This window comes from Spirillospora sp. NPDC047418, assembly GCF_040643275.1.
Classification (GTDB): domain Bacteria; phylum Actinomycetota; class Actinomycetes; order Streptosporangiales; family Streptosporangiaceae; genus Spirillospora.
Window position 1 is genome coordinate 154,099 of sequence record NZ_JBEYTW010000001.1, and the last position, 19,114, is coordinate 173,212.

21 protein-coding genes and 1 pseudogene are annotated in these 19,114 nt (G+C 69.9%); 15 read left to right on the forward strand and 7 right to left on the reverse strand.

The genetic code is table 11. The features are described 5' to 3' along the window. The first annotated feature begins 290 nt into the window (after positions 1–290). A complete protein-coding gene (locus ABZ806_RS00540) occupies positions 291–2,249 on the forward strand; it encodes a SpoIIE family protein phosphatase (protein ID WP_500214239.1) in 1,959 nt (652 codons plus the stop codon). A gap of 7 nt (positions 2,250–2,256) precedes the next feature. On the opposite strand, the gene ABZ806_RS00545 is transcribed toward ABZ806_RS00540, so the two are convergent. Beyond that, positions 2,257–2,544, reverse strand: coding sequence for a hypothetical protein (locus ABZ806_RS00545; RefSeq protein ID WP_500214241.1), 288 nt, complete (start codon positions 2,542–2,544; stop codon positions 2,257–2,259). 467 nt (positions 2,545–3,011) lie between these two features. On the opposite strand from ABZ806_RS00545, the gene ABZ806_RS00550 reads away from it, so the two are divergent. Genes ABZ806_RS00550 through ABZ806_RS00565 form a run of 4 tightly spaced genes read left to right on the forward strand, consistent with a single transcriptional unit; the run spans position 3,012 to position 6,109 of the window. Continuing rightward, positions 3,012–3,434, forward strand: a complete 423-nt coding sequence (locus ABZ806_RS00550) for a hypothetical protein (RefSeq protein ID WP_500214243.1) — start codon at positions 3,012–3,014, stop codon at positions 3,432–3,434. Further along, on the forward strand, positions 3,427–4,617 hold the full coding sequence (locus ABZ806_RS00555) for a hypothetical protein (protein ID WP_500214245.1): 1,191 nt from the start codon (positions 3,427–3,429) through the stop codon (positions 4,615–4,617). The genes ABZ806_RS00550 and ABZ806_RS00555 overlap by 8 nt, the downstream gene beginning before the upstream one ends. Before the next feature lie 38 nt (positions 4,618–4,655). Further along, positions 4,656–5,210: a hypothetical protein gene (locus tag ABZ806_RS00560; protein WP_500214247.1), complete on the forward strand. Its 555-nt coding sequence runs from the start codon at positions 4,656–4,658 to the stop codon at positions 5,208–5,210. A 2-nt stretch (positions 5,211–5,212) separates the two neighbouring features. Continuing rightward, a complete protein-coding gene (locus tag ABZ806_RS00565) occupies positions 5,213–6,109 on the forward strand; it encodes a hypothetical protein (RefSeq protein WP_500214249.1) in 897 nt (298 codons plus the stop codon). Positions 6,110–6,304: 195 nt separating this feature from the next. On the opposite strand, the gene ABZ806_RS00570 is transcribed toward ABZ806_RS00565, so the two are convergent. Continuing rightward, positions 6,305–6,925 carry a TetR/AcrR family transcriptional regulator gene (locus tag ABZ806_RS00570; protein ID WP_500214251.1) on the reverse strand — a complete coding sequence of 207 codons (621 nt, stop codon included), beginning with the start codon at positions 6,923–6,925 and terminating at the stop codon, positions 6,305–6,307. 113 nt (positions 6,926–7,038) lie between these two features. Here ABZ806_RS00570 and ABZ806_RS00575 point away from each other — a divergent pair, with 113 nt between their 5' ends. The 4 genes and pseudogenes from ABZ806_RS00575 to ABZ806_RS00590 all read left to right on the forward strand — a co-directional run bounded on the left by ABZ806_RS00575 (position 7,039) and on the right by ABZ806_RS00590 (position 10,538). Next, positions 7,039–8,058, forward strand: coding sequence for a glycoside hydrolase family 113 protein (locus ABZ806_RS00575; protein WP_500214252.1), 1,020 nt, complete (start codon positions 7,039–7,041; stop codon positions 8,056–8,058). Positions 8,059–8,292: 234 nt separating this feature from the next. After that, a pseudogene (locus tag ABZ806_RS00580) lies at positions 8,293–8,934 on the forward strand (sensor histidine kinase); the annotation flags it as partial. A 126-nt stretch (positions 8,935–9,060) separates the two neighbouring features. After that, entirely contained in the window at positions 9,061–9,816 is a 756-nt protein-coding gene (locus tag ABZ806_RS00585) for a LuxR C-terminal-related transcriptional regulator (RefSeq protein WP_500214462.1), read from the forward strand. 107 nt (positions 9,817–9,923) lie between these two features. Further along, the gene (locus ABZ806_RS00590) at positions 9,924–10,538 is read left to right on the forward strand and encodes a hypothetical protein (protein WP_500214255.1); all 615 of its coding nucleotides are present in this window, start codon (positions 9,924–9,926) and stop codon (positions 10,536–10,538) included. Positions 10,539–10,551: 13 nt separating this feature from the next. On the opposite strand, the gene ABZ806_RS00595 is transcribed toward ABZ806_RS00590, so the two are convergent. Both ABZ806_RS00595 and ABZ806_RS00600 read right to left on the reverse strand, forming a co-directional pair. Next, the gene (locus ABZ806_RS00595) at positions 10,552–10,746 is read right to left on the reverse strand and encodes a DUF397 domain-containing protein (RefSeq protein WP_500214257.1); all 195 of its coding nucleotides are present in this window, start codon (positions 10,744–10,746) and stop codon (positions 10,552–10,554) included. Then, entirely contained in the window at positions 10,743–11,558 is an 816-nt protein-coding gene (locus tag ABZ806_RS00600) for a helix-turn-helix domain-containing protein (protein ID WP_500214259.1), read from the reverse strand. The genes ABZ806_RS00595 and ABZ806_RS00600 overlap by 4 nt, the downstream gene beginning before the upstream one ends. 139 nt (positions 11,559–11,697) lie before the next feature. Here ABZ806_RS00600 and ABZ806_RS00605 point away from each other — a divergent pair, with 139 nt between their 5' ends. After that, positions 11,698–12,087 (forward strand): ATP-binding protein, encoded by a 390-nt coding sequence (locus tag ABZ806_RS00605; protein ID WP_500214464.1) that lies wholly within the window; start codon positions 11,698–11,700, stop codon positions 12,085–12,087. A 66-nt stretch (positions 12,088–12,153) separates the two neighbouring features. Next, entirely contained in the window at positions 12,154–12,447 is a 294-nt protein-coding gene (locus tag ABZ806_RS00610; protein WP_500214261.1) for a hypothetical protein, read from the forward strand. 383 nt (positions 12,448–12,830) lie between these two features. On the opposite strand, the gene ABZ806_RS00615 is transcribed toward ABZ806_RS00610, so the two are convergent. The 3 genes from ABZ806_RS00615 to ABZ806_RS00625 form a co-directional block, all read right to left on the reverse strand. Then, positions 12,831–13,130: a hypothetical protein gene (locus tag ABZ806_RS00615; protein WP_500214262.1), complete on the reverse strand. Its 300-nt coding sequence runs from the start codon at positions 13,128–13,130 to the stop codon at positions 12,831–12,833. An 846-nt stretch (positions 13,131–13,976) separates the two neighbouring features. Then, a complete protein-coding gene (locus ABZ806_RS00620; RefSeq protein ID WP_500214264.1) occupies positions 13,977–14,168 on the reverse strand; it encodes a DUF397 domain-containing protein in 192 nt (63 codons plus the stop codon). Further along, entirely contained in the window at positions 14,165–14,974 is an 810-nt protein-coding gene (locus ABZ806_RS00625) for a helix-turn-helix domain-containing protein (protein WP_500214266.1), read from the reverse strand. Before ABZ806_RS00625 ends, ABZ806_RS00620 begins: the two co-directional genes overlap by 4 nt. A 104-nt stretch (positions 14,975–15,078) precedes the next feature. On the opposite strand from ABZ806_RS00625, the gene ABZ806_RS00630 reads away from it, so the two are divergent. The 4 genes from ABZ806_RS00630 (at position 15,079) to ABZ806_RS00645 (ending at position 18,854) form a co-directional block, all read left to right on the forward strand. Next, a complete protein-coding gene (locus ABZ806_RS00630) occupies positions 15,079–15,558 on the forward strand; it encodes an ATP-binding protein (RefSeq protein WP_500214268.1) in 480 nt (159 codons plus the stop codon). Positions 15,559–15,770: 212 nt separating this feature from the next. Then, entirely contained in the window at positions 15,771–16,418 is a 648-nt protein-coding gene (locus tag ABZ806_RS00635) for a hypothetical protein (RefSeq protein WP_500214270.1), read from the forward strand. A gap of 93 nt (positions 16,419–16,511) precedes the next feature. After that, complete coding sequence (locus tag ABZ806_RS00640; protein WP_500214272.1) at positions 16,512–16,871, forward strand: hypothetical protein; 360 nt, start codon at positions 16,512–16,514, stop codon at positions 16,869–16,871. Between the two features lie 543 nt (positions 16,872–17,414). After that, positions 17,415–18,854, forward strand: coding sequence for a replication initiator (locus ABZ806_RS00645; protein WP_500214274.1), 1,440 nt, complete (start codon positions 17,415–17,417; stop codon positions 18,852–18,854). Positions 18,855–19,114: the final 260 nt, after the last annotated feature.

Below are 19,114 nucleotides of genomic sequence, written 5' to 3' on the forward strand. Positions count from 1 at the left end.
TCATGTTGCCGTCCGGCCGGTTAGCCCGCCTCGGGCAACGGGACCAGACGATCACGTCCGATCGGCCTAGTCCCCCGCGTTTCGAAAGACCCACGAACGGCATCACCCGCATCGGGCGCGGCTTCGGGCCCCGCATGCGTGGCGTCGGGCCCCGGCACCAGGCACGGCGTCGGGCCCTGGCATCGGGCCCTGGCATCGGGCACGGCAACGTCTCGCTGCCTCGGGGTGGCGGGCATGGATGCGGGCGAAACGGAAAGAACGGACGCACGGCGGCGAGGCATGGGGGTTGCATGCACGGCCCTGAGGACGACGAGGAAGGGCTGCGGCGGCTGACCGGCGACGCCCGGACGGTCCGGCGGGTGTTCGAGGCGGCCCCGGCCGCCGTCGTCGGCCTGGAGGGGCCCGGCCACACGATCGTCGCGGCGAACGCCGCCTGGCGGGGACTGCTGCGCGGGGACGCGCTCATCGGCCGCGACGTCCGCGACCTCGTGCCCGGTGTCCTCGGGCAGCAGCTCGTCGGCGCCCTGGACCGCCCCTTCATCACCGGCGCCCCCGAGCTGATCACCGAATGGCGCGTCCAGCTCGACCCGGGCGAGGGCGCGGCCCCCGAGGACCTCTACATCGACTGCGTCATCGTGCCCCGCCGCACCCCCGACGGCACGGTGACCGGGCTCGTCGCGATCGTGCAGGACGTCACCGGGCGGGTCCGCGACCGGCAGGCCGCGCAGCGCCGCGCGGCCGAGGCCGAGCAGCGGTACGCGGAGGCCCGCGACGTCATCGGCGTCCTGCAGCGGCAGCTCCTCCCGCCGGGCCTGCCGATCCTGCCCGGCCTCGCGGTCGGCGGGAGCTACCTGCTCGCCGGCGCCGAGACCGCCGGGGGCGACTGGTTCGACGCGGTCCCGCTGCCGGACGGCCGCGCCGCCCTGGTCATCGGCGACGTCGTCGGGCACGGGGTCGCGGCGTCCGCGGCGATGGGCCAGCTCCGCGCCGTCATGCACGACCACCTCGACCACGTCGGCGACATCGCCGAGGCGCTCACCGCCGTCGACCGGCTCGCCGCCCGGCTCCCGGCGGCCCGCGCCGCGACGGTCTGCGTGGCGGCCGTCGACCCCGCCGACGGCCGGGTCTCCTACTGCACGGCCGGGCATCCGCCGCCGCTGCTCATCCCGTCCGGCGGCCACGCCCGCTACCTGCCCTCGTCCGGCGGCGGCCCGCTCGGCACCGGCTCGGCGTTCCCCCTGCTGGACGACCGGCTCGACGTCGGCGACCAGCTCCTCCTCTACAGCGACGGCATCATCGAGCGCCCCGGCCTCGACCTGCCCGCCAGCACCATCGAACTCGCCGAGGCCGCCACGGAGATCGCCGCCGGCCGCGCGCTCCGCGAGGACTGGCTCGCCACCGTCGACCGCCTCACCACGCAGACCCTCGAACTGCTCGTCCGGGTGACCGGCCACACCGACGACATCACCCTGCTGGCCGCCCAGCGCACCGCCCCGCCGCCGCCCCTCCACCTCGACCTGCGCGCGCAGCCCGCCGCGATCCCCACCGCCCGCAAAGCTCTCGACGCATGGCTGTACGACCTGGGCGCCCGCGCCGAGGACGTCGTCCTCCTCCGGCACGGCATCGGCGAACTGATCACCAACGCCGTCGAGCACGCCTACGGCCCGTCCGCCGGCGGCATCCGCCTGCACGCGCACTCCACGAGCCGCGGGACGGTCGAGATCGAGGTGTCCGACCGGGGACGCTGGCTGGAGCACCGCCACGACACCGACCGGGGCCGCGGCCTCGCCATGGCCAGCGACTTCGTCGACGAGCTGCGCGTCGACACCGGACCGTCCGGGACGACCGCGACCGTCCGGCACCGCCTGCTCCGCCCCACCCGCCTGCCGGCCTCCGACGACCTCGCCCCTGCGCCGCCCGCCCGCAACCCCCCGGAGCTCCTGCTGATCCTGGACCAGCCCTCCGCCGGCGCCCCGCGCATCCGGGTGGACGGCCCCGTCGACTCCGCCACCGCCGACCAGCTGCGCGAGGAACTCCAGCTCCGCACCCGCGGCGGCACCCGCCCCCTCACCGTCGACCTGACCGGCGTCACCCACCTGGCCAGCGCCGGCGTCGCCGTCCTCCACGAGGCCGGCACCCGCACCGCCGCCCCGGGCCGCCCCCTCCTCCTCTACGCCCCCGCGGGAACCCCGGCCCAGCACGTCCTCTCCACCGTCGCCCTCCCCCACACCACCACCAACCCCGGCTGACCGCGCATCAGCCCGCCGGCCCCGCGAACCGGCGGCGGCCCTTCCAGGCCGAGCCCTGCCGGACCGGGTTTCCGCCCGCGCCGCCCAGGACTGTCGGCCGGGCGGCGCGCCACCGGGGCGAGGTCGCCCGGACCGCGCAGGCGAGTTGGAACGGACGCCAACTCGCGGCCTTCTCCCCCTGCGCCCCGATCTCGCGGAGAGCCTTGGCGTCCTCGCCCTTGACCCGGGAGAGCTGCACGTCTCCCGGCTGTGGGAACAGCCCGCCGCCGTCCTCGCCCGCGCCGCGCTTCCGCACCTGTCGATGTCGTGTACAAGCTGCACAACCACACCCCGCCGACATTCTCGTCCCGTTCGAGGCCCTGGGAGCCTCCGCACGACCGATGTCGGCCATCCCTGGACCGTCTGCGACCGAAACGCCGAACAGCCGATTCGTTGAGAATTTCCGGCCGTGATCTGCGTCTCTGCATGAAATCTGACACACCCACAGGTGTACACATTTATGGACAGCGACTCCGAAAGCAGACACGTCCACGCCTGTCCGTTTCAGCAGGCACGGCGGCCGCGAGGCGAACCGCGTTCGGGTTCCGGCCTGCGCAGTACATCCGGAAACCTCGCTATTTGTGACCGGAATGAAGGTGAGTGTTCCCCCGCCGCGACCTTCCTTATGCGCGATAGCCCTGGAAGATTCGCGATTACCGTCCCATAATGAGGCCTGAATTAGGGACACGGGGCGGCCGCGACGGACTGGGAAGGTACAGCGACATGGATCCCGCGCTGGCAGGGCTCGCCGGCGCGGTCGCGGCGGCCCTCGTCGAGGCCATGACCACCGATTTCTGGAGCTCCACGAGAACGCGCCTGACCCGGATCGTCGGACGCGGCGCGCAACCCGCCGAGACCGACCTGTCCCGGGAACTGGAGGAGTCGGCGGGCAGGGTGAGCCGGCAGACGCCGCCGCAGCAGGCGGTCATGGCGGCCGAACAGGCGAGGTGGACGGCCATGCTGACGGCCTTCCTCGCCGAGCACGTGGACGCCTCGGCAGAGCTCCGGGATTTCGTCGGCCAGGTCCGGGCGTCGCTGCCGGACACCGACACCGTGCACGTCGTGCAGAACATCACGACCGGGCGGACCGCGTTCATCGCGGGCCGGGACCAGCACATATCCCTGACCTTGGACGACGATGGGTGAAGAGCTGGAACATCCGGTGCCCGCCCACCAGGTCTGGGCGAGACGCGACGCGTTCGTCGCGGCCCGCGACATCTATGTGACCGCGGTGCTGGGCAGATCGTCTCCCCCGTCCCCCGCCCACAGCGATGCCGTCGATCGCGACCGCCCTGTCTTCGTCCAGTACACGAATCCCGAAATCCTGGCGTGCTACGGCATCGACGCCGGTGAACGGCATGCGGCGCTCATGCTGACCCAGGCATTGGACGCCACACGGCTGGCCCTGCTCCTGACCGAGCGGCACCTCCTCATTCCCGCGTCCTACATCTTCGAGATTCCCTGGTATCCGATCTTCCTCGGGTGCCTGGAGCCGCTCGTGCGGGCGGGCGCCCTCCGCTATGTCGCCCCGGTACCCGACCTGGCGGACTACCGGGAGATGAAGGTTCACGAGTATCGCCAGGACCGGCACAACCCCTACCGTCGCGCCGAGTTGCGGGGAATCTGCGCCGATCCCGATTTCTCCTGGGCGCCTCGGCACGGCGGCGGAACGGCCGCCGGAATCGGCGAACTGTGGCGTGCGGCGCTGCGGCCCGGCGGTGAACTGCACGGCATCGCGCGCGGGACCGCGCACAGATGGCACCGGCCGCGCGGGCGCGCCGAACGGCTGCTCGCGAGAACTCCCGAACGGCTGGAAGGGCAGGCGTTCATCGCGCGGTTCGTGGAACACACGCTGCCCGTGCCCCTTTCTCCCGCCGAGAGCACGTCGCTCGCCTTCTTCCTTTCCCGCGCCTACCTGCGCAGCTACCTCCTCGACCTGGACGCCGCCATCCTGACGGATCTCCCCGCGGGGGACCTGGCCTGCGGCCTCGGCCACAGGTCGGCGGGCATGGCCGGCAGGCTCCCCTCCGCGCGGCGGCTGGACACGGTGCTGCACTGGCTCGGCATCGCGGATTTCGTCCACCGCATCGCCGCATGGGACGAACTGCTGCGACTGCGCTCCCTGCCCGGATTCGGACTCGTCATCGACCGGGCCTACAACGAATCCTCGCTGGACGCGTTGCGGATGGCCGTCCTGGCGGCACGCGGATCGCGAGGTTTCCGGCTCGCCGGCACCTATGCCGAAGCGAAGTCGAACGTGCAAGCCGTGGCCGGCGCCCTGGCCGGTCTCACCTTCACCGAAACGGCACCGTGGAGAGACGATCGATGACCATATCCATATATTGTTCCGGCTCCATCATGAAGGGCGTGGCGGACGAGAAGAAACTGTGCTGGTCCGATGTCGAGCGGCTGGAGGTCACCAAAGGCGCCGCACCGCACGAGGTCGTCTTCCTGAACCCGGACGACCCGATCACCGACCCGACCAACACCCTCGGGCAGTTCGGCCGCGACATGTACCAGGTGATGGTCGCGACGGCGGTCGTCGTGGACGCCCGGGAACGGCGCGGTATCGGCATCGGGGTGGAAATGACCGCCGCCACCCTCCTCGGTACACCGATCATCGTGGTGGCTCCGCGCAACTCCAAGTACCGGGCGGACGAGCTGGAATACCGCGGCGTCCTCGTCCGCGACTACGTCCACCCGCACGTGGCCGCACTGGCCTCGGCGGTCGTCGACGATTTCCTGACCGCCGGAGAACTACTTCCGGAAGTGGCGCCGCGAAAGGCTCGTGAGACGCCCCCGATACCCGGCTGGCTCGATGAGGCCATCACGGAGTACCGCGACAACGTCCTGCCCGGCGACCCGCCCATGCTGGCCGCTCTGGATCGCCTCAACGAGCCGTCGCTCACTCTGGGACGCTGACCGTGATCACCGAGCTGGAACGGAGCAGCGCGGAACGAATCGGGGACGGCGGCCCACGGCTCTATCTCGTCCACAACGACCCTCTTGAGGAACTGCTCTTCGACCGCAACCTCATGGGGGCCGAGTTCCGCCGGGCGTGCCTCCGTTCCAGCCGGTGTTTCATCGCCCATCTGGCCGACGAGTTGAGCCCTGACGAGACCGCGGAACTGGTGATCCTGAGCAAAGGCCTGACATACCAGCTCGCAGAGGCGGTATCGGCGGAGACGGGGCGCAACCTGCCCACCAACCTGATCGCGACGTCGCGGACGGCGGTCGCCCAGGGCACCGCCCGCATCGAGGTACCGTACTGCTGCTTCGAGGCGCCGGCCGAAACACTGCTCATCGGCGACACCGTCGCGTCCGGGGAAACCATCATCACCGCGCTGCGCCGTTTCCTGGACGTCCATCCGCTCCGGCGCGTCTTCGTCATCTCCTATGCGGGGACGCTCGTGGGCGCCATGAGAATCGCCGAGTTCTGTACCGGCCGAGGCATCGAGGCGACGTTCTTGTACGGTCTCGCGGCGTTCGGCCTGGGAGACAACGGCTTCGACCTGTCGTTCCTCCATCCCGAGACGGTCGCGCGGGCCCGCTACGCAGAGCGGGCCCGCGAGCAGTTCTCCGGGCGGCCGGTGTCGGCGGTCGGCTGGGACTTCGGCTCCCAGTCCATGGCCCCGCTCAAGTACCGGCACTTGACATGGGTCGAGTCGCAGATCTGGGACCTCTCCGGCGCCGACTGCCTCAATGTCGCCGAAGCCCCCGGCGACTGGTCGGAACTCGCCCACGAGCGGGCCGCCTTCGAGCACGCCCTTCTCACCGGCGGTCTCGGGGACGCGGGTTCCCCTCCTCTTACAGCCCGTTGACCCTTCGCCGCCGTTCGGAATGCCGCTGCTGAATGCGGCGCATGATCAGCCGCTTCGCCTCGCGCCGTTCGCGGCTGTTGCTCACCGGCCACTTGCGCTCGCACTCATGCGTCCTCCCCAGGGAAAACGATCAGTGCCGTGGAGGCTAGAAGCTGTGAACTCAATCTTCAAGGTTTTTTCGGAACGATCCGAGAGTCAACCGGCGAGTGTGCCGCGTTGGCGGACCAGGGGGAGGTAGACCTCGTCGACGATCTCGATGAGGACTTCGTCCGGGGCCGTGGGGACGCCGCGCACCACGAACTCGTTGCGGAGCAGGACGATCGCCACGGTCGCGACGCGGGGATGCAGCGCCTCCGGGGACGCTTCGCCGCGCGCCACGGCACGTCCGAGGATGCTCAGCCAGGAGGCCGCCACGGCATCGGCCGACTGGTCGGGTAGTTGCGCCATGAGTTCCGACGCCCCGCCGGCCGCCGCGATCAGATCGCGCAGGATCGAGCCGAGCGGCGAACTCCAGTGGCGGTTCGCCCGGCGGAGCTGCTCAAGGACGTCGGCCCGCAGATCGCCGGTGTCGGGCGGCTGGACGCTCTTGGCCAGCCGCCGGTAGGCGGCGATGCCGAGGGCCAGGCGGTTCGGCCAGCGGCGGTAGATCGCGTTCTTGTTGGTGCGGGCGCGCTCGGCGACCCGATCCATGGTCAGGCCCGCGAATCCCGACTCGGTGAGCTCCTCGACGGCGGCGTCGAGGAGCGCCTCCTCCAGCACGGCGCCACGGCGCCGCGTCTGCCCCTCGCCTCGTCGCTTCGTCGGATCGTCCGCCATGCCCTCGTCCCGTATTCGGTACCGTCCGTTCCTCGCCAAGGTTGGCGCCCCCCTTGCATAAGAGGCAACTAGGGTACGGTAAGTACCCTAACTCGAAGAGAGGACACCTCTGCATGCGCGCCAAGGGCATCACGTACGACACCGGCTTCATCCGCGACGGGCGGAACTCGCGCGAACGCTTCGATCCGGAACTGGCCGAACGCGAACTGCGCATCATCCGGGACGACCTTCACTGCAACGCGGTCCGTATCAGCGGCGGCGACCCCGACCGGCTGGAACTGGCCTCAACGCTCGCCGCCGACCTGGGCCTGGAGGTCTGGTTCTCGCCCTACCCGCTGGAACTGACCACCGAGGAGATGCTGGCGCTCTTCGCCGACTGCGCCGATCGCGCCGAACGGCTCCGGCAGCGGGGAGCGGAGGTCGTGTTCGTCACGGGCGCCGAGCTGAGCCTGATGAACAAAGGCTTCCTCCCCGGCGACTCCCTGGACGAGCGGGTCGGGCTCCTGAGTCGGCCGGAGCGGCTACGGGAGCTGATCACCGAGGTCAGTGGCCGCGTTAACGCCTTTCTCGGCGACGCGGTGAAGCTCGTCCGCGAACGCTTCGGTGGCCGGATCACCTACGCGGCCGTCCAACTCGACTTCATGGACTGGACGCCCTTCGACATCGTCTCCATGGACCTCTACCGCTCGGCCGACATCGCGGACCAGTTCACCGGAGGCGTCCGCGCACTGGTCGCGCAGGGCAAGCCGGTCGCGATCACCGAGTTCGGCTCCTCCTGCTTCCGCGGCGCCGGCGACGTGGGCGCCCGCGGCCTGGAGATCGTCGAGTACGACGAGGACACCGGCGCACCCGTCCGACTGAACGGCGAGTACGACCGCGACGAAGCCGGCCAGGCCGCGTACCTGAGCGAGCTACTGGACGTCTTCGAGGCCGAAGGCGTCGACAGCGCCTTCGTGTTCATCTTCGCCCTCTACGACCACCCGCACCGCCCCGGCGGTGATCCCCGCAACGACCTGGACCTGGCGAGCTACGGGATCGTCAAGGTCCTGGAAGACGGCCACGGCACCACCTACCCCGACATGCCCTGGGAGCCGAAGGCCGCCTTCACCACCGTCGCCGCCCACTACCGCTGACGCGCCCCCAACGGAGACGCCGCTGCGCCAGGCAGACGGCGCGTCCGGCGGGCCGGGCGGCACGGCGGTCGTCATGCCGTTCACTCTAGCGGCACGGCACGTGCCGTGTTGACAGGTTCCGGTCTGTGCGCCACGCTGACCATTGAACGGCACGGTCCGTGCCGTGCCATGGGCGCCGCGGTGCTGGACGGGCTGCCGCGGAGAAGCCCCCGCTCTCATGCGAAGGAGATCCCGATGGTCACGGAGATCCCGTCGAAACCGCCGCCGACATCAGGGTGCTCCGGCGCGGTGGCGCGGGAGCGCACTCGCATCGCCCTTGAGCTGCACGACACCGTCGCGCACCACATGTCCCTGACTCTCGTGCGGGCCGAGGCGGCGCTGCGGAGCGTCCCCGATCTGCCGGACGCGGCGAGGCAGGCGCTGGAGGCGGCGCGGGACGCCGCGTGCGCCGCGCTCACCGACACGCGCCGCATCGTCGGGCTGCTGCGCGCCGGCGACGCGGGCGCGCGGCAGCCCGGCCTCGACCGGCTCGGTGAGCTGGTCGGCGCCGCCCGTGGTGCGGGGCTGCTGGTGTCGAGCGCCGTCGTCGGAACGCCCCGCCCCCTGACCGGCGAGGTGGACCTGGCGGCGTTCCGGATCGTCCAGGAGTCGCTCAGCAACGCCACCCGGCACGCGCCGGGGGCGCATGTGACCGTCGAGGTCCGCTACGGGTCCGGCACGCTCAGGCTCTCGATCACCGACGACGGCACCCGAACCGCGGCCAGGGCTTCGCCCGGCGGCGGCCACGGCCTGGTCGGCATGCGCGAACGCGCCCGTGCGCTCGGCGGGACCGTCCAGGCGGGTCCGCAGGCGGGCTCGGGCTGGGCCGTCGTCGCCGAACTGCCGTGGGAGGAGCGCGTCCCCGGCTGCGGGCACCCGGCTCGGGGCGAGGGCCGCGCGGCAGCGCCCCGCCATCCGGGCGGACGGCGCCACCGGGCCGGTCACCGCGCCGCCGGACCGGCCGTGCGGGTCGTCCTCGCCGAGGGTCTGGTCCTCCTGCGGGAGGGGTTGGCCCACCTGCTGGAGGCGTCCGGGATCGAGGTCGTGGACGCCGTCGGCAACGGGCCGTCGCTGCTGCGGGCCCTGACCGCGCACCGTCCCGACGTGGCGGTGGTGGACGCCCGGCTCACGCCGGCGTTCACCGACGAGGGGCTGCGAGCCGCGCTGAAGGCCCGCGAGGAGATCCCCGGCCTACCCGTCCTGGTGCTGTCGCAGCACGTGGAGCAGTTCTCCGCGCGGGAGCTGCTGTCCGGCGGCAACGGCGGCATCGGCTACCTGCTCAAGCACCGGGTCTCGGACGTGAGCCAGCTCGTGGACGCGGTAAGGACGGTGGCCGCCGGGGGCACCGTGCTCGATCCGGACGTGGTCGCCCAGTTGCTGAGCCGGCACGCCCGCGAGGAACCGCTGCGGGGCCTCACACCACGCGAACGGGAGGTGCTCGGCCTGATGGCCGAGGGCCGCTCCAACGCCGCCATCGCGTCGGCGCTGTTCGTGACCGAGAAGGCGATCAGCAAGCACACCAACAACATCTTCGGGAAGCTCGGGCTGCCGCAGTCCGAGGACGCCAACCGGCGCGTGCTGGCGGTTCTGGCCTACCTCGACGCCGACCGTCCCGTCCCCCGCGGCCCCGCCGGCACCGAAGCGCCCACGAGAGGGCAGGTCACCCGCCCATGGACACCGAAACCGCGTAACCGGGCACCGATCCCGTCGGCCCCGTAGCGGGTTCGGCCACCACCCATCGCGCCGCGTATGAGCGGGTGGGTGGCCGCGTACTCGGTGCGCACTGCCGCGACCTGGACGATCTCGTCTCCTGCAGAATGGTCGGCATGCGCAGATCGGATCGTTGGGCGTTCGCCGTCCTAGGGATCGGCGTCGCGGCGACCCTGGGCGGCATTCAACTGGCGGGCATGCTGGACGACTCGTCCGCTCCCCTGGCGTCCGAGTCCGAGTTCTGCCCCGAGCGTCCCGGCGGCGGAGCACGGTCCGATACCCGTTATGTGGAGAGCGAGCCTTATCGAGGTGACGGCCCGCATCCGGTGGCGTTCAACCTGCGGTACGCCCGGGTCGGGACCGTGGACGTCCCCGAACAGTGGAAGCCTGGCCAGGACGGCGCTCCCCCCGGCCCCCAACTGGTCGCCTGCGTCTACCAGGACACCGCCGTTCCGCGGAAGGACATCCGCGAATGCCTGTACTCGCACTTCCTGGGCACTCCGGTCGACCCTGACCATGCGACGAAAGTCGCGCTGCTGAAGGCCGCGTACATCGTCCATCTGTACGAGGCCGAGACCGCCAAGCCGGTCGGCCGGATCGACGTACCGGGCGCCGAATCGTGCCCGGCGGTCTACAAGGCGGGCTCCGGCGGCGCCGTCTTCCAAGAACCCGATGCCAAGAAACTCCAGGCAGCCCTGCGCCCCTACATCGAGCGCCCCGTCGCCGCCTGACACGACGGGACGGTCAGCGGGCCGGGTCCCGCTTGACCTGCTCGATCAAACCGGCGAACTGCGCAACGGACAAGGTGAGGTGCCCCCCATCCGGATCCTTGCTGTCCCGCACGCCGATCCCAACCCCCGGCGAAAGACGCCCCAGCTCAACGCAGTCTTCGTCGTTGACCCCGCTGCTATGGGTGCTCTTCCGCCATTGGACGTTCATGTGTACTGCTCCAAGTACTGCTCGACAAGAACGCGCGAAGCATCCTCAGAGAGGGCCTTTGCGCCGATGCGGTCAAACCTAGCCCAAAGATCCCTCACCTCGCCGGGCGCCTCGATCAACCGCCCGCCGTACTGCGCACCCGCGTACGCGATGTCGCGGCGCTCCAAACTGATGATCTGGAAGGCACCGTCGAAGCCCTCGTGAGCACCCGCCGAAGGCTGGACGAAACGGATGATGACATGCGGGAGATCCATCATCTCTCGGAGGTGAGCGAGCTGTCCCTTCATGACCTCCGGGCCACCGACACAGGAGCGGAGGACTTCCTCCTCCAGGATGATGCAGAAGAACGGCGGCTCAGCCCGATCAAGTAGAACCTGCTGTCGAGCCAGACGCCTGGCCACGGTGTCATCGGCATCGCCTGGCGTCCCGGCCATGGCGAGGGCACGCATGTAGTCCTCGGTCTGGAACGGCCTGGGGATCGTTTTCCCGTGGTAAGCCCTGAATGCCCCTCCCCGCTCCTCATGGGGGACGAGCTGACGCCCCCAGTCCGGATCATGTGCGTTCCGGGCATACCAGAGCAAAAACTGCAAAAGCTCGCCCGTGCCGTATTTGCCGTCCAACTTTACAAGTTGGTCTTCCTGCGGGTGCTGCCGGACGGCCTCGATATTCGAAACAGTTGATCGAGTAACGCCAATGATCTTCCCGCACTGCGTGAGTGACAGACCTTCCTTTTCGCGAAGAAACCGCAGGTAGAAGGCCAGGAGATGCCACATAGAGATCTTGGGTTCGATGGGGTCACGGACGATCGGCATCAGGCCTCCTGTTTGGTCTTGTACATACGCACAAGAAAACCGTAGAGCCTCACGGTGATCCTTGCCATAGGAATTCGGAATCTCAGGCGAGGACGGGACGATGGCGATGACGGCGACCGCAGAGCCGGTTATGCCCCTTATGGGCACACCTTCCGCAGTGGGGCTAGCGCGCACCTTCACGGACGCACAAATCCGCAAATGGGACTATTCCCGCATTCTCGACAGCGCACTTCTCATCGTGTCGGAACTCGTCACCAACGCGGCCCGTCAGACGCCGGACGAGGAGATCCGTCTCCAGCTCAGCCGGGACGCCTTCGGGATCATCATCGCCGTCTGGGACGCCGACCACGAACTCCCCAAGGCCAAGCCGCTGAAGGAACTCACCCTCGACGACCTCGACCTGTCGGCGGAGGCGTTCGACGACAACGGCGGCTGGGGCCTGCACATCGTCCAGGCCATGTCCGCCAAATGCGGCGTCACCGCCGACCCGGCCGGCGGCAAGTGGATCTGGGCGCGCATGCACCCGTAGCGGGCTCTCCAACTCCACACGCAAGCCGCAGTTCAGACCTGACCCTCGACGGGAGGTAGCACGAAGATGGCCACCGACCACCTGACGGCCGCGAGCGGACGACGCCCGTTCCTGACCGCTCTCGATGAGGCCGTCCGCAAGCGCGGCGGAATGTCGTGCGGCATCGTCGCACGCAGCGGCACACCCGTCCTCTACGTGATCAACACCGAGTCACCCGGTAGGTTCACCGAGATCGGCGCCGACTTCATCGCCGGGACCTGGATGTTCACCTGGGCCCCCACCGGCGAACCGATCGGCACGCCCGACTCCCCCGCAGAGACCGCCGAGACGATCGCCCATGCCCTCGGAGCCCGTTCCTGATGGACGGCAAGTTCGCAGGGGTAGCGACTGCTCCGGAAGCTGCGCCGATGAGGCCGAAGACGGCAGCCGCCCTGGCAGCAGCCCCGAGGTTCGTGCCCACGAACGTCCACCGGGCCACCACGTCGTTGACCTGCGGCGTGTTGTTGTTATAAGCGCCCGCATAACAACAACACGCCGCAGGTGAATCGGTGCTCTAACGGGGCGGTATCCGGGAGATCGGGTGCCGCCCCGTTGACGTGCGGGGATGCGGGTTGACCTGCGGTTTCGGGTGCTCGGCGTCCGGTGCTGGCGTTGATCTTGTCTCACTGGTGCGCGCTGGTTGCCGCTGGTGCTCGCTGTTCGCGGGCCATCTGCGGGCCATGGCCCGGAACGGTTGTCGCTGGTTACGGGCCGTCTAGGGCGCGGTCTATGGCCTTGTTGGCGCGGGTCTCGCTGAGCTGGCGCTCTAGGGGGTTGGTGCCCCAATCGGTGACGGCGATAAGGACTGTGCCGCATTGGTCGGCGTCGCAGCGTGGATGCCGGGCGGCGGTGTCGAACGTGCGGACGGGGCGGTTCAACTTGCGTCCTGCTTGGCGTCCGGCGGCGCGTAGGCGGTCGCGCTCGTCGGGCGAGTGGTAGACGGTGCTGGTCTGCCCGGATCGCCTTAGCTGCTCGGCGATGACGGCGGCCAAGTCTTCGCTCATCGGGTCTGGTCCCTCCTGGCGTTCGTCTCCAGGATGGCGCGGTGCGGGTGCGGGTGCCAAGTAGTCGCGGTGGGGAGCGTGCCGGCGGCCGTCTCGCGCGCGGTGCGGTGGGTGCGTGGGGTGGTGGCGGCTGCCGGTCCAGCGGCGCGGGCTCGGGTGGGTGCCGGTGCGGCTCTTTCCGTGTGCTGGCCTGTGCTGTTGTGGGGAGCCGGGCGCGGGCTTGGGCGGGGCGGCGGGCTGCTAGCCTTCCGGGGCTCCGGGCGCCCTTGGGGGCTGCCCGATATCGGCCGGGGGCGGCCCGCCGGAGGGGTCCCCGCCCAAGCCCGTGCCCGGCGACCCTGCACCTACCTCGGCCCTGTGGGGGTCTGCATGGGTGCCCGCTGTGCCCGGTCTGCGCGACGGTGGCTTAGCGCGCTGACCGTGCCGCGCACGCTCTTGCGGGTAGAGCCCTACGCCGGAGGCGGGTCGTTGTAAGGGGTGGGGGTCGGGGTTGGTTGGGAACCCCTAAAGCGGCACCTTTGCGCGCCTGCTGGGGCGTTGAGCGGACACCGGGTGTCGGGGGCGGGTCCGGTGGGAGCGGGCCGTGCTGGGGGTTCGACGCAGTGGGCAGGGCGGCGGGACGCGGTCAAGGCGTCGGCGGGCCGAGCCAAGGCGGCCGAAGGTCGTCTTGGTCTCGTGCCCGCCCGAACGTCCGATGCCAACGATCCCGTCTGATCCTGGTCCATCCGGCCGGGGTGCCTCACGCGCGAAGGCGCGCGGCGGTGCGCCGCGCGCCTTGACCTACGTAGGGAAAATCCTCACACAGCAAAGCCCCAACCCAAGGGCCGGGGCTCGCTCGCAGAGGGGTCAGTGATCCAACTCGTTCCGCTTCACACGGGCAACCAACTCGGCGAAGCTGGTCGTTGAGACGGTGAGGTGACCAGCGTCCGCAGCCTTGCTGTCCCGGAGGCCAACAGCCCCGTTGAGCTGAGCAACCTCAACGCAGTCAGACTGAGTCGTGGTGCTGCCGCTACGGCTGGACTTCCTCCAGATAGTCATGAATACCGCTCCATCGTGTCTATGAGCAGGCGCAATGATGCGTCTTTGGGTAGGGCTACGTCCCCGATGAGGTCGTACCAAACCCGGTATGAGGGTATCTCAGTTGCATCTTGGACGAGTCGCCCACCGCCTGGGGCAAGCGTGTAGACCACATCGCCACCGTCCACGGTCATGATCTTGAACGAGCCGTCTCGACCGACATGGGCACCCACGTCCCTGGGGGCGATCCTCACCGTGATGTTGGGCTGACGAGCCAGCTCAACGAGGTGGGAGAGCTGTTCCCGCATGATCTCCGGCCCTCCGACGGGCTGCTCTAGGACACCTTGGTCCAAGATCACCCAGATTCGGGGCCTCGGCTTGCGCTGGAGACAGGTCTGACGGCCGAGCCGGGCGGCTCCCCCTTCTTCTACATCTTCGACACCGGACGCCTCGAACATCGCTCGGGCATAGCCTTCCGTCTGGAACAGGCCAGGGATCCAGCCGAGTTCCCATATCCGCAGGTGAGAAGCCTTGGCCTCGTGCTCCAAGTGAGTCTTGAACCATTCGACCTCATGGCCTGCCTTCGCGAAGTTGACCAAGCGCTGAAAGCGACCACCGGTGTTCCAAGCGGTGTCGAGCTTGATCGCGTGCGCGCTCTGAAGTTTGGTATCTCCTGATTCAACACGTGCGACTAGAGAACGATCTCGGTCGATGATTGCTCCAGCTTCAGCGAGCGAAAGGTTTCGGTCGTGACGGTGTCTACGCAGCTCAAATGCAATGTAGTCCCACAGGTTACCGTCCGGATCAAAGGGTGGATGTGCGCGCATGGTCACCTTCCGGCAGTCGCATTTGTTGAACTCTCCTAGCCAACGATAGGGGCTGAGGGCGACTCTAGCCATGGGTAGTCGAGCAGGAGGTGAGCCTGTTGAGCGTGGAAACCGACATCTCGAACCAGCTGGACATGACGTGTCTGGCGTCGCGGACGGCTCCGGGGCAGGTTCGGACGCTGGTGGAGTACCGGTTGGCCTCGTGGGGGCTGGCGCGGTTGTGCGATGACGTGCAGTTGATCGCTAGTGAGCTGGTGACGAACGCGGTGGAGCACACGCCGGACGACGCCGAGGTCCGGGTGATGTTCACGCGTGAGCCGGGCTCGGTGCTGTTGGCGGTGTGGGACTCCTCGGGTGCCCTGCCTGTGCGCAAGCGCGCGTTGGGGGCAGTGGCCGGTGACTCGACCCCGGACGCTGAGTCGCTGGAACCGGGCTATGACGACGGCACGGGGGGCCGTGGACTGCCGATTGTTGAGGCGCTAGCGGAAAAGTGCGGGGTGACCGAGACCGAGCCGCGCGGGAAATGGGTCTGGGCGAGGGTCAGCTTGAGCCCGCGTTGGAGCGGTGCCGGGGCGGGGGCGTGATGGGTGAGCCGTGGACGGTGATGAGTCTGAACACTCAGTACGGGGGCCGGTCTGACAGTGATGGGCGTCCGGTGGATCGGTGGGGGGCGATCGCGGACGTGATCGCGGCTGTTCGGCCTCATGTGCTGCTGGCGCAGGAGTTGGCGGGTTGGGGGCGTGACCCCCGGTTGCATGCGGCGGCGGAGCGGTCGTTGCAGTGGCGGGGCTGGCCGATGCGGTTCCTGGTGGCGCCGTCGCGGGTGGACAGTCACACGGCGGTGGCGTTTCAGCCGGAGGTGTTGTGCTGGCGTCATCATGAGACCAAGTACGCGCACCTGGCCGAGAACGGTTACGGGGTGGCGGTGCTGGCCGATGTGGATGCGGCCGAGGATGAGCCGGGGCTGACGGTGATCTCGGCGCATCTGACGGCGTACTCGGCGCAGGCTGCGGCGCAGGAGGCGCAGCGGATGGTGGCGCGGCTGCACCGGTACGGGGCGCGGGGTGTGCTGGGCGGGGACATCAACTATCTGCCGTTGGGTGATGCGGAGCCGGATTGGGCGGCGGCCGAGCCGTACAACCGCAGTGCCCGGTGTCTGCCGCGCTCGTCGCCGGGTGAGCCGTGGCGGGGGAACCGGGCGGTGGGTGAGGTGCTGGCGGCGGCTGGTCTGGTGGACGTGGCCGCGCATCTGGCCGAGACGGGCGGGCGGCCGGGGCTGCGCGCTGCGACCGGTGGCGGGGTGCGGGTGGACCAGTTCCACGTGACCGGCAACCTGCGGGATGCGCTGCTGGGTTACGAGCGGCTTGCGACCGCCAGTGACCATGACGCGATCGTGATGCGGCTCGATCCCGCGCGGGTGTGCGCCGCTCGGGCGTGGGTCTGAGAACCCGGAACCAGGGAACGCGGCGGCTCGCGTGCGCGGTGCCGTGGGCTGCCGCGTTCCGGTGATGGTGACAGTTCGGGAGAGGGAGCGCGGATGACGGACGTACCGGCGAATCGAGTTCAACGGGCGTTGGATGTGCAGTTGGAGCGGGCCGGGGAGGCGTCGCGGGTGATGAGCGGCGGCGCTGGTGGGCTGACCTTAGCTGAGGTCGGTGCGGCGCTGGAGTCGGTCGCGGACACGGCTGATCTGCTGTGGCAACTGCTCGGGCCGCTAGCGGATCGAGTGGAGGAGATCAGGGAGCGCGAGGTCACCGAACGGCGCGAGGGGTCCAGCATGGACCTGATGGAGCGGGCCTCGGTTCATGTGCTGCACGGGCGCGATGGGTTGTCGATCGCTCGGCATCTTCTCGGGCAGGGACGGGACGAACTACTGAAGGTGGAGCAGGGCGAGTGACCGAGGGCGGCCGATCAACGGGAAAGAACGTGATCGGCGGTATTGGGCGCTGAGGGTGTGAGCGGGGCGGGGCCGAGGTGGTGAAGGGCCGCGGCCCCGTTCCGTGGTTGCAGGGTCGGGGCCGGTCGAATGGCGTAGCCACCCCGTAGGGGCGACCGGTAGGGAGTTCAGCCGGCGCCGTTGCGCATTTCCAGCTAAGGCGTCGTCGGCGTGGGGGCCGCTGCCCGGCCGGGTCTGGGTGGTTCTCCATTAGCAGACCCGAAGTATGGCGCGCAATATTTATGGCCGGATCCGGTCATGGGTCATGTGTTGGGCGCTGCGGGAACGTGTTTTGTCAAGTGGTGCAGCGTAAGGGGTTGGGGTTATTTCCGCAAGGGTTCCGAGCAGATTGGCTGTACGGGGTCTGTTCGGGTGCGGGGGTGACCGGGGATGCGGGGACGGCAACAGGTTCGGGGCGTCGCGGCGGTAGCGGTTCCGGGAGCGGTTCGGGGCGGCGGTGCTGCGTCGGTCTGTGGGGCGGTTCGGGGCGGGGTGCTGGCGGGGATGCTGGCGCGGGTCGGTGACGCTGAGGCGTGGGGCGCGTGGTCGCGTCAGGTGGCGCACACGGGTCACTGTGCCCGGCCGGTGCGGGTGCGGGGCGGGGCGAGTGTGGTGGACCCGCGGACGGGTGAGGTGCGGGCGGAGTGGTCCAGCGTCGGCGAACCGGATGGAACGTTGTTGCTGGCGTGCGGGGATCGGCGGGCGGCGGTGTGTCCGTCGTGTGCGGAGACGTATCGGCGGGATACCTGGCAGTTGATCGCGGCGGGTCTGCGGGGGCGTGCGCCGCGTCTGGCGGGGCGGGTGGATGCGGTTCCGGCGTCGGTGGCGGGGCATCCGGCGGTGCTGGCGACGTTCACCGCGCCTTCGTTCGGGGCGGTGCACCGCGCCACGTCGGACGGTCCGTGCCGGGCGCGGGTGGGGGCGCTGGTGTGCCGTCATGCGGTGCGGGCGTGGTGCGACGCTCGTCATGACTCCGGTGATGCGGTGGTGGGGCGTCCGTTGTGCTGGGACTGCTACGACTACACCGGTCACGTGTTGTGGCATGCGGCGGTGCCGGAGTTGTGGCGCCGCACGGTGATCTACGTGTACCGGGCGTTGGCGCGGATCGCCTCCGAGCGTACGGGGGCGGCGGTGACGGTGCGGGCGGTCCGCGCACTGCTGCGGGTCTCGTACGTGAAGGTTGCGGAGTATCAGCGGCGCGGGGCGGTGCATCTGCACGCGGTGATCCGTCTCGACGGTGTGGACGGTGATGCGCGGTCGGCGGTGGTGGCTCCTCCGGACTGGGCGGACGCGGCGGCGCTGGAGGCGGCTATCAGGGACGCGGCCGGGCGGGTGGTCGTGCGGCTTCCGGATACCGGGGGCCGGGTCGGTGCGGGTGCGCGGTGGGGCGGCCAGTTGGACGTGTCGCCGGTGTCGGATCCGGCGCGGGCGGCGGCGTATCTGGCGAAGTACGCGACCAAGACGGCGGCGGACACGTTCGGGGGGCTGCCCGCGCGGCGGTTCTCGGCTCGTGCGGCGGGCCGGGTGCTGCGGCGGGTGGATAACCCGCACGTGGGGTTGCTGGTGTCGGAGTGCCTGCGGCTGGCGGGGCGGCCGGAGTGTGCGGGCCTGCGGCTGGCCGAACACGTGCACGGTTTGGGGTTCGGCGGGCACTTCGCGACCAAGAGCCGATGGTATTCGGTCACTCGGGCGACGCTGGGCGCGGTCCGGCGGGCGTGGCGGACGGAGCGGGCACGGGGCCGGGCTGACCGTGCGGGGTGGGCGGGGCCTGACCCGTGGGCGGCGGCCGAACAGGAGGCGGGGGCCGTGATGATGCGCGACTGGCGGTACGTGGGGTCGAGCTGGGCGCGTCTCGGTGACGCCGACCTGGCCGCGAGCCTGGCGCGGGACCATGCGGCGGCGCGGGCCTTCTCTGACATCGCGGTGGTGGCGCGGAGTGGGTGATCAGCGTGCGGGTGGCGGGGCGTGGTCGGGTCTGGGGGCGAGTTTGCGGGGTGGCGCTCGGGGTGCGGGGGCAGGGTCGCACGGCGGGGAGGCGCCGTGTAACGGCTCGTTGGGTTTGCGCGGGCCGTAATAGGCGGCGGGCGGCAGGTGCACGCGACGGCCCGCGCCCAAGGTGATCGGTCGGGGTGGTGGGCGGTCGCCGGCCGCAACCCCATGCATTCCAGTGATTTAAAGTCAAGGGCTGCATGCGGCAATTATGG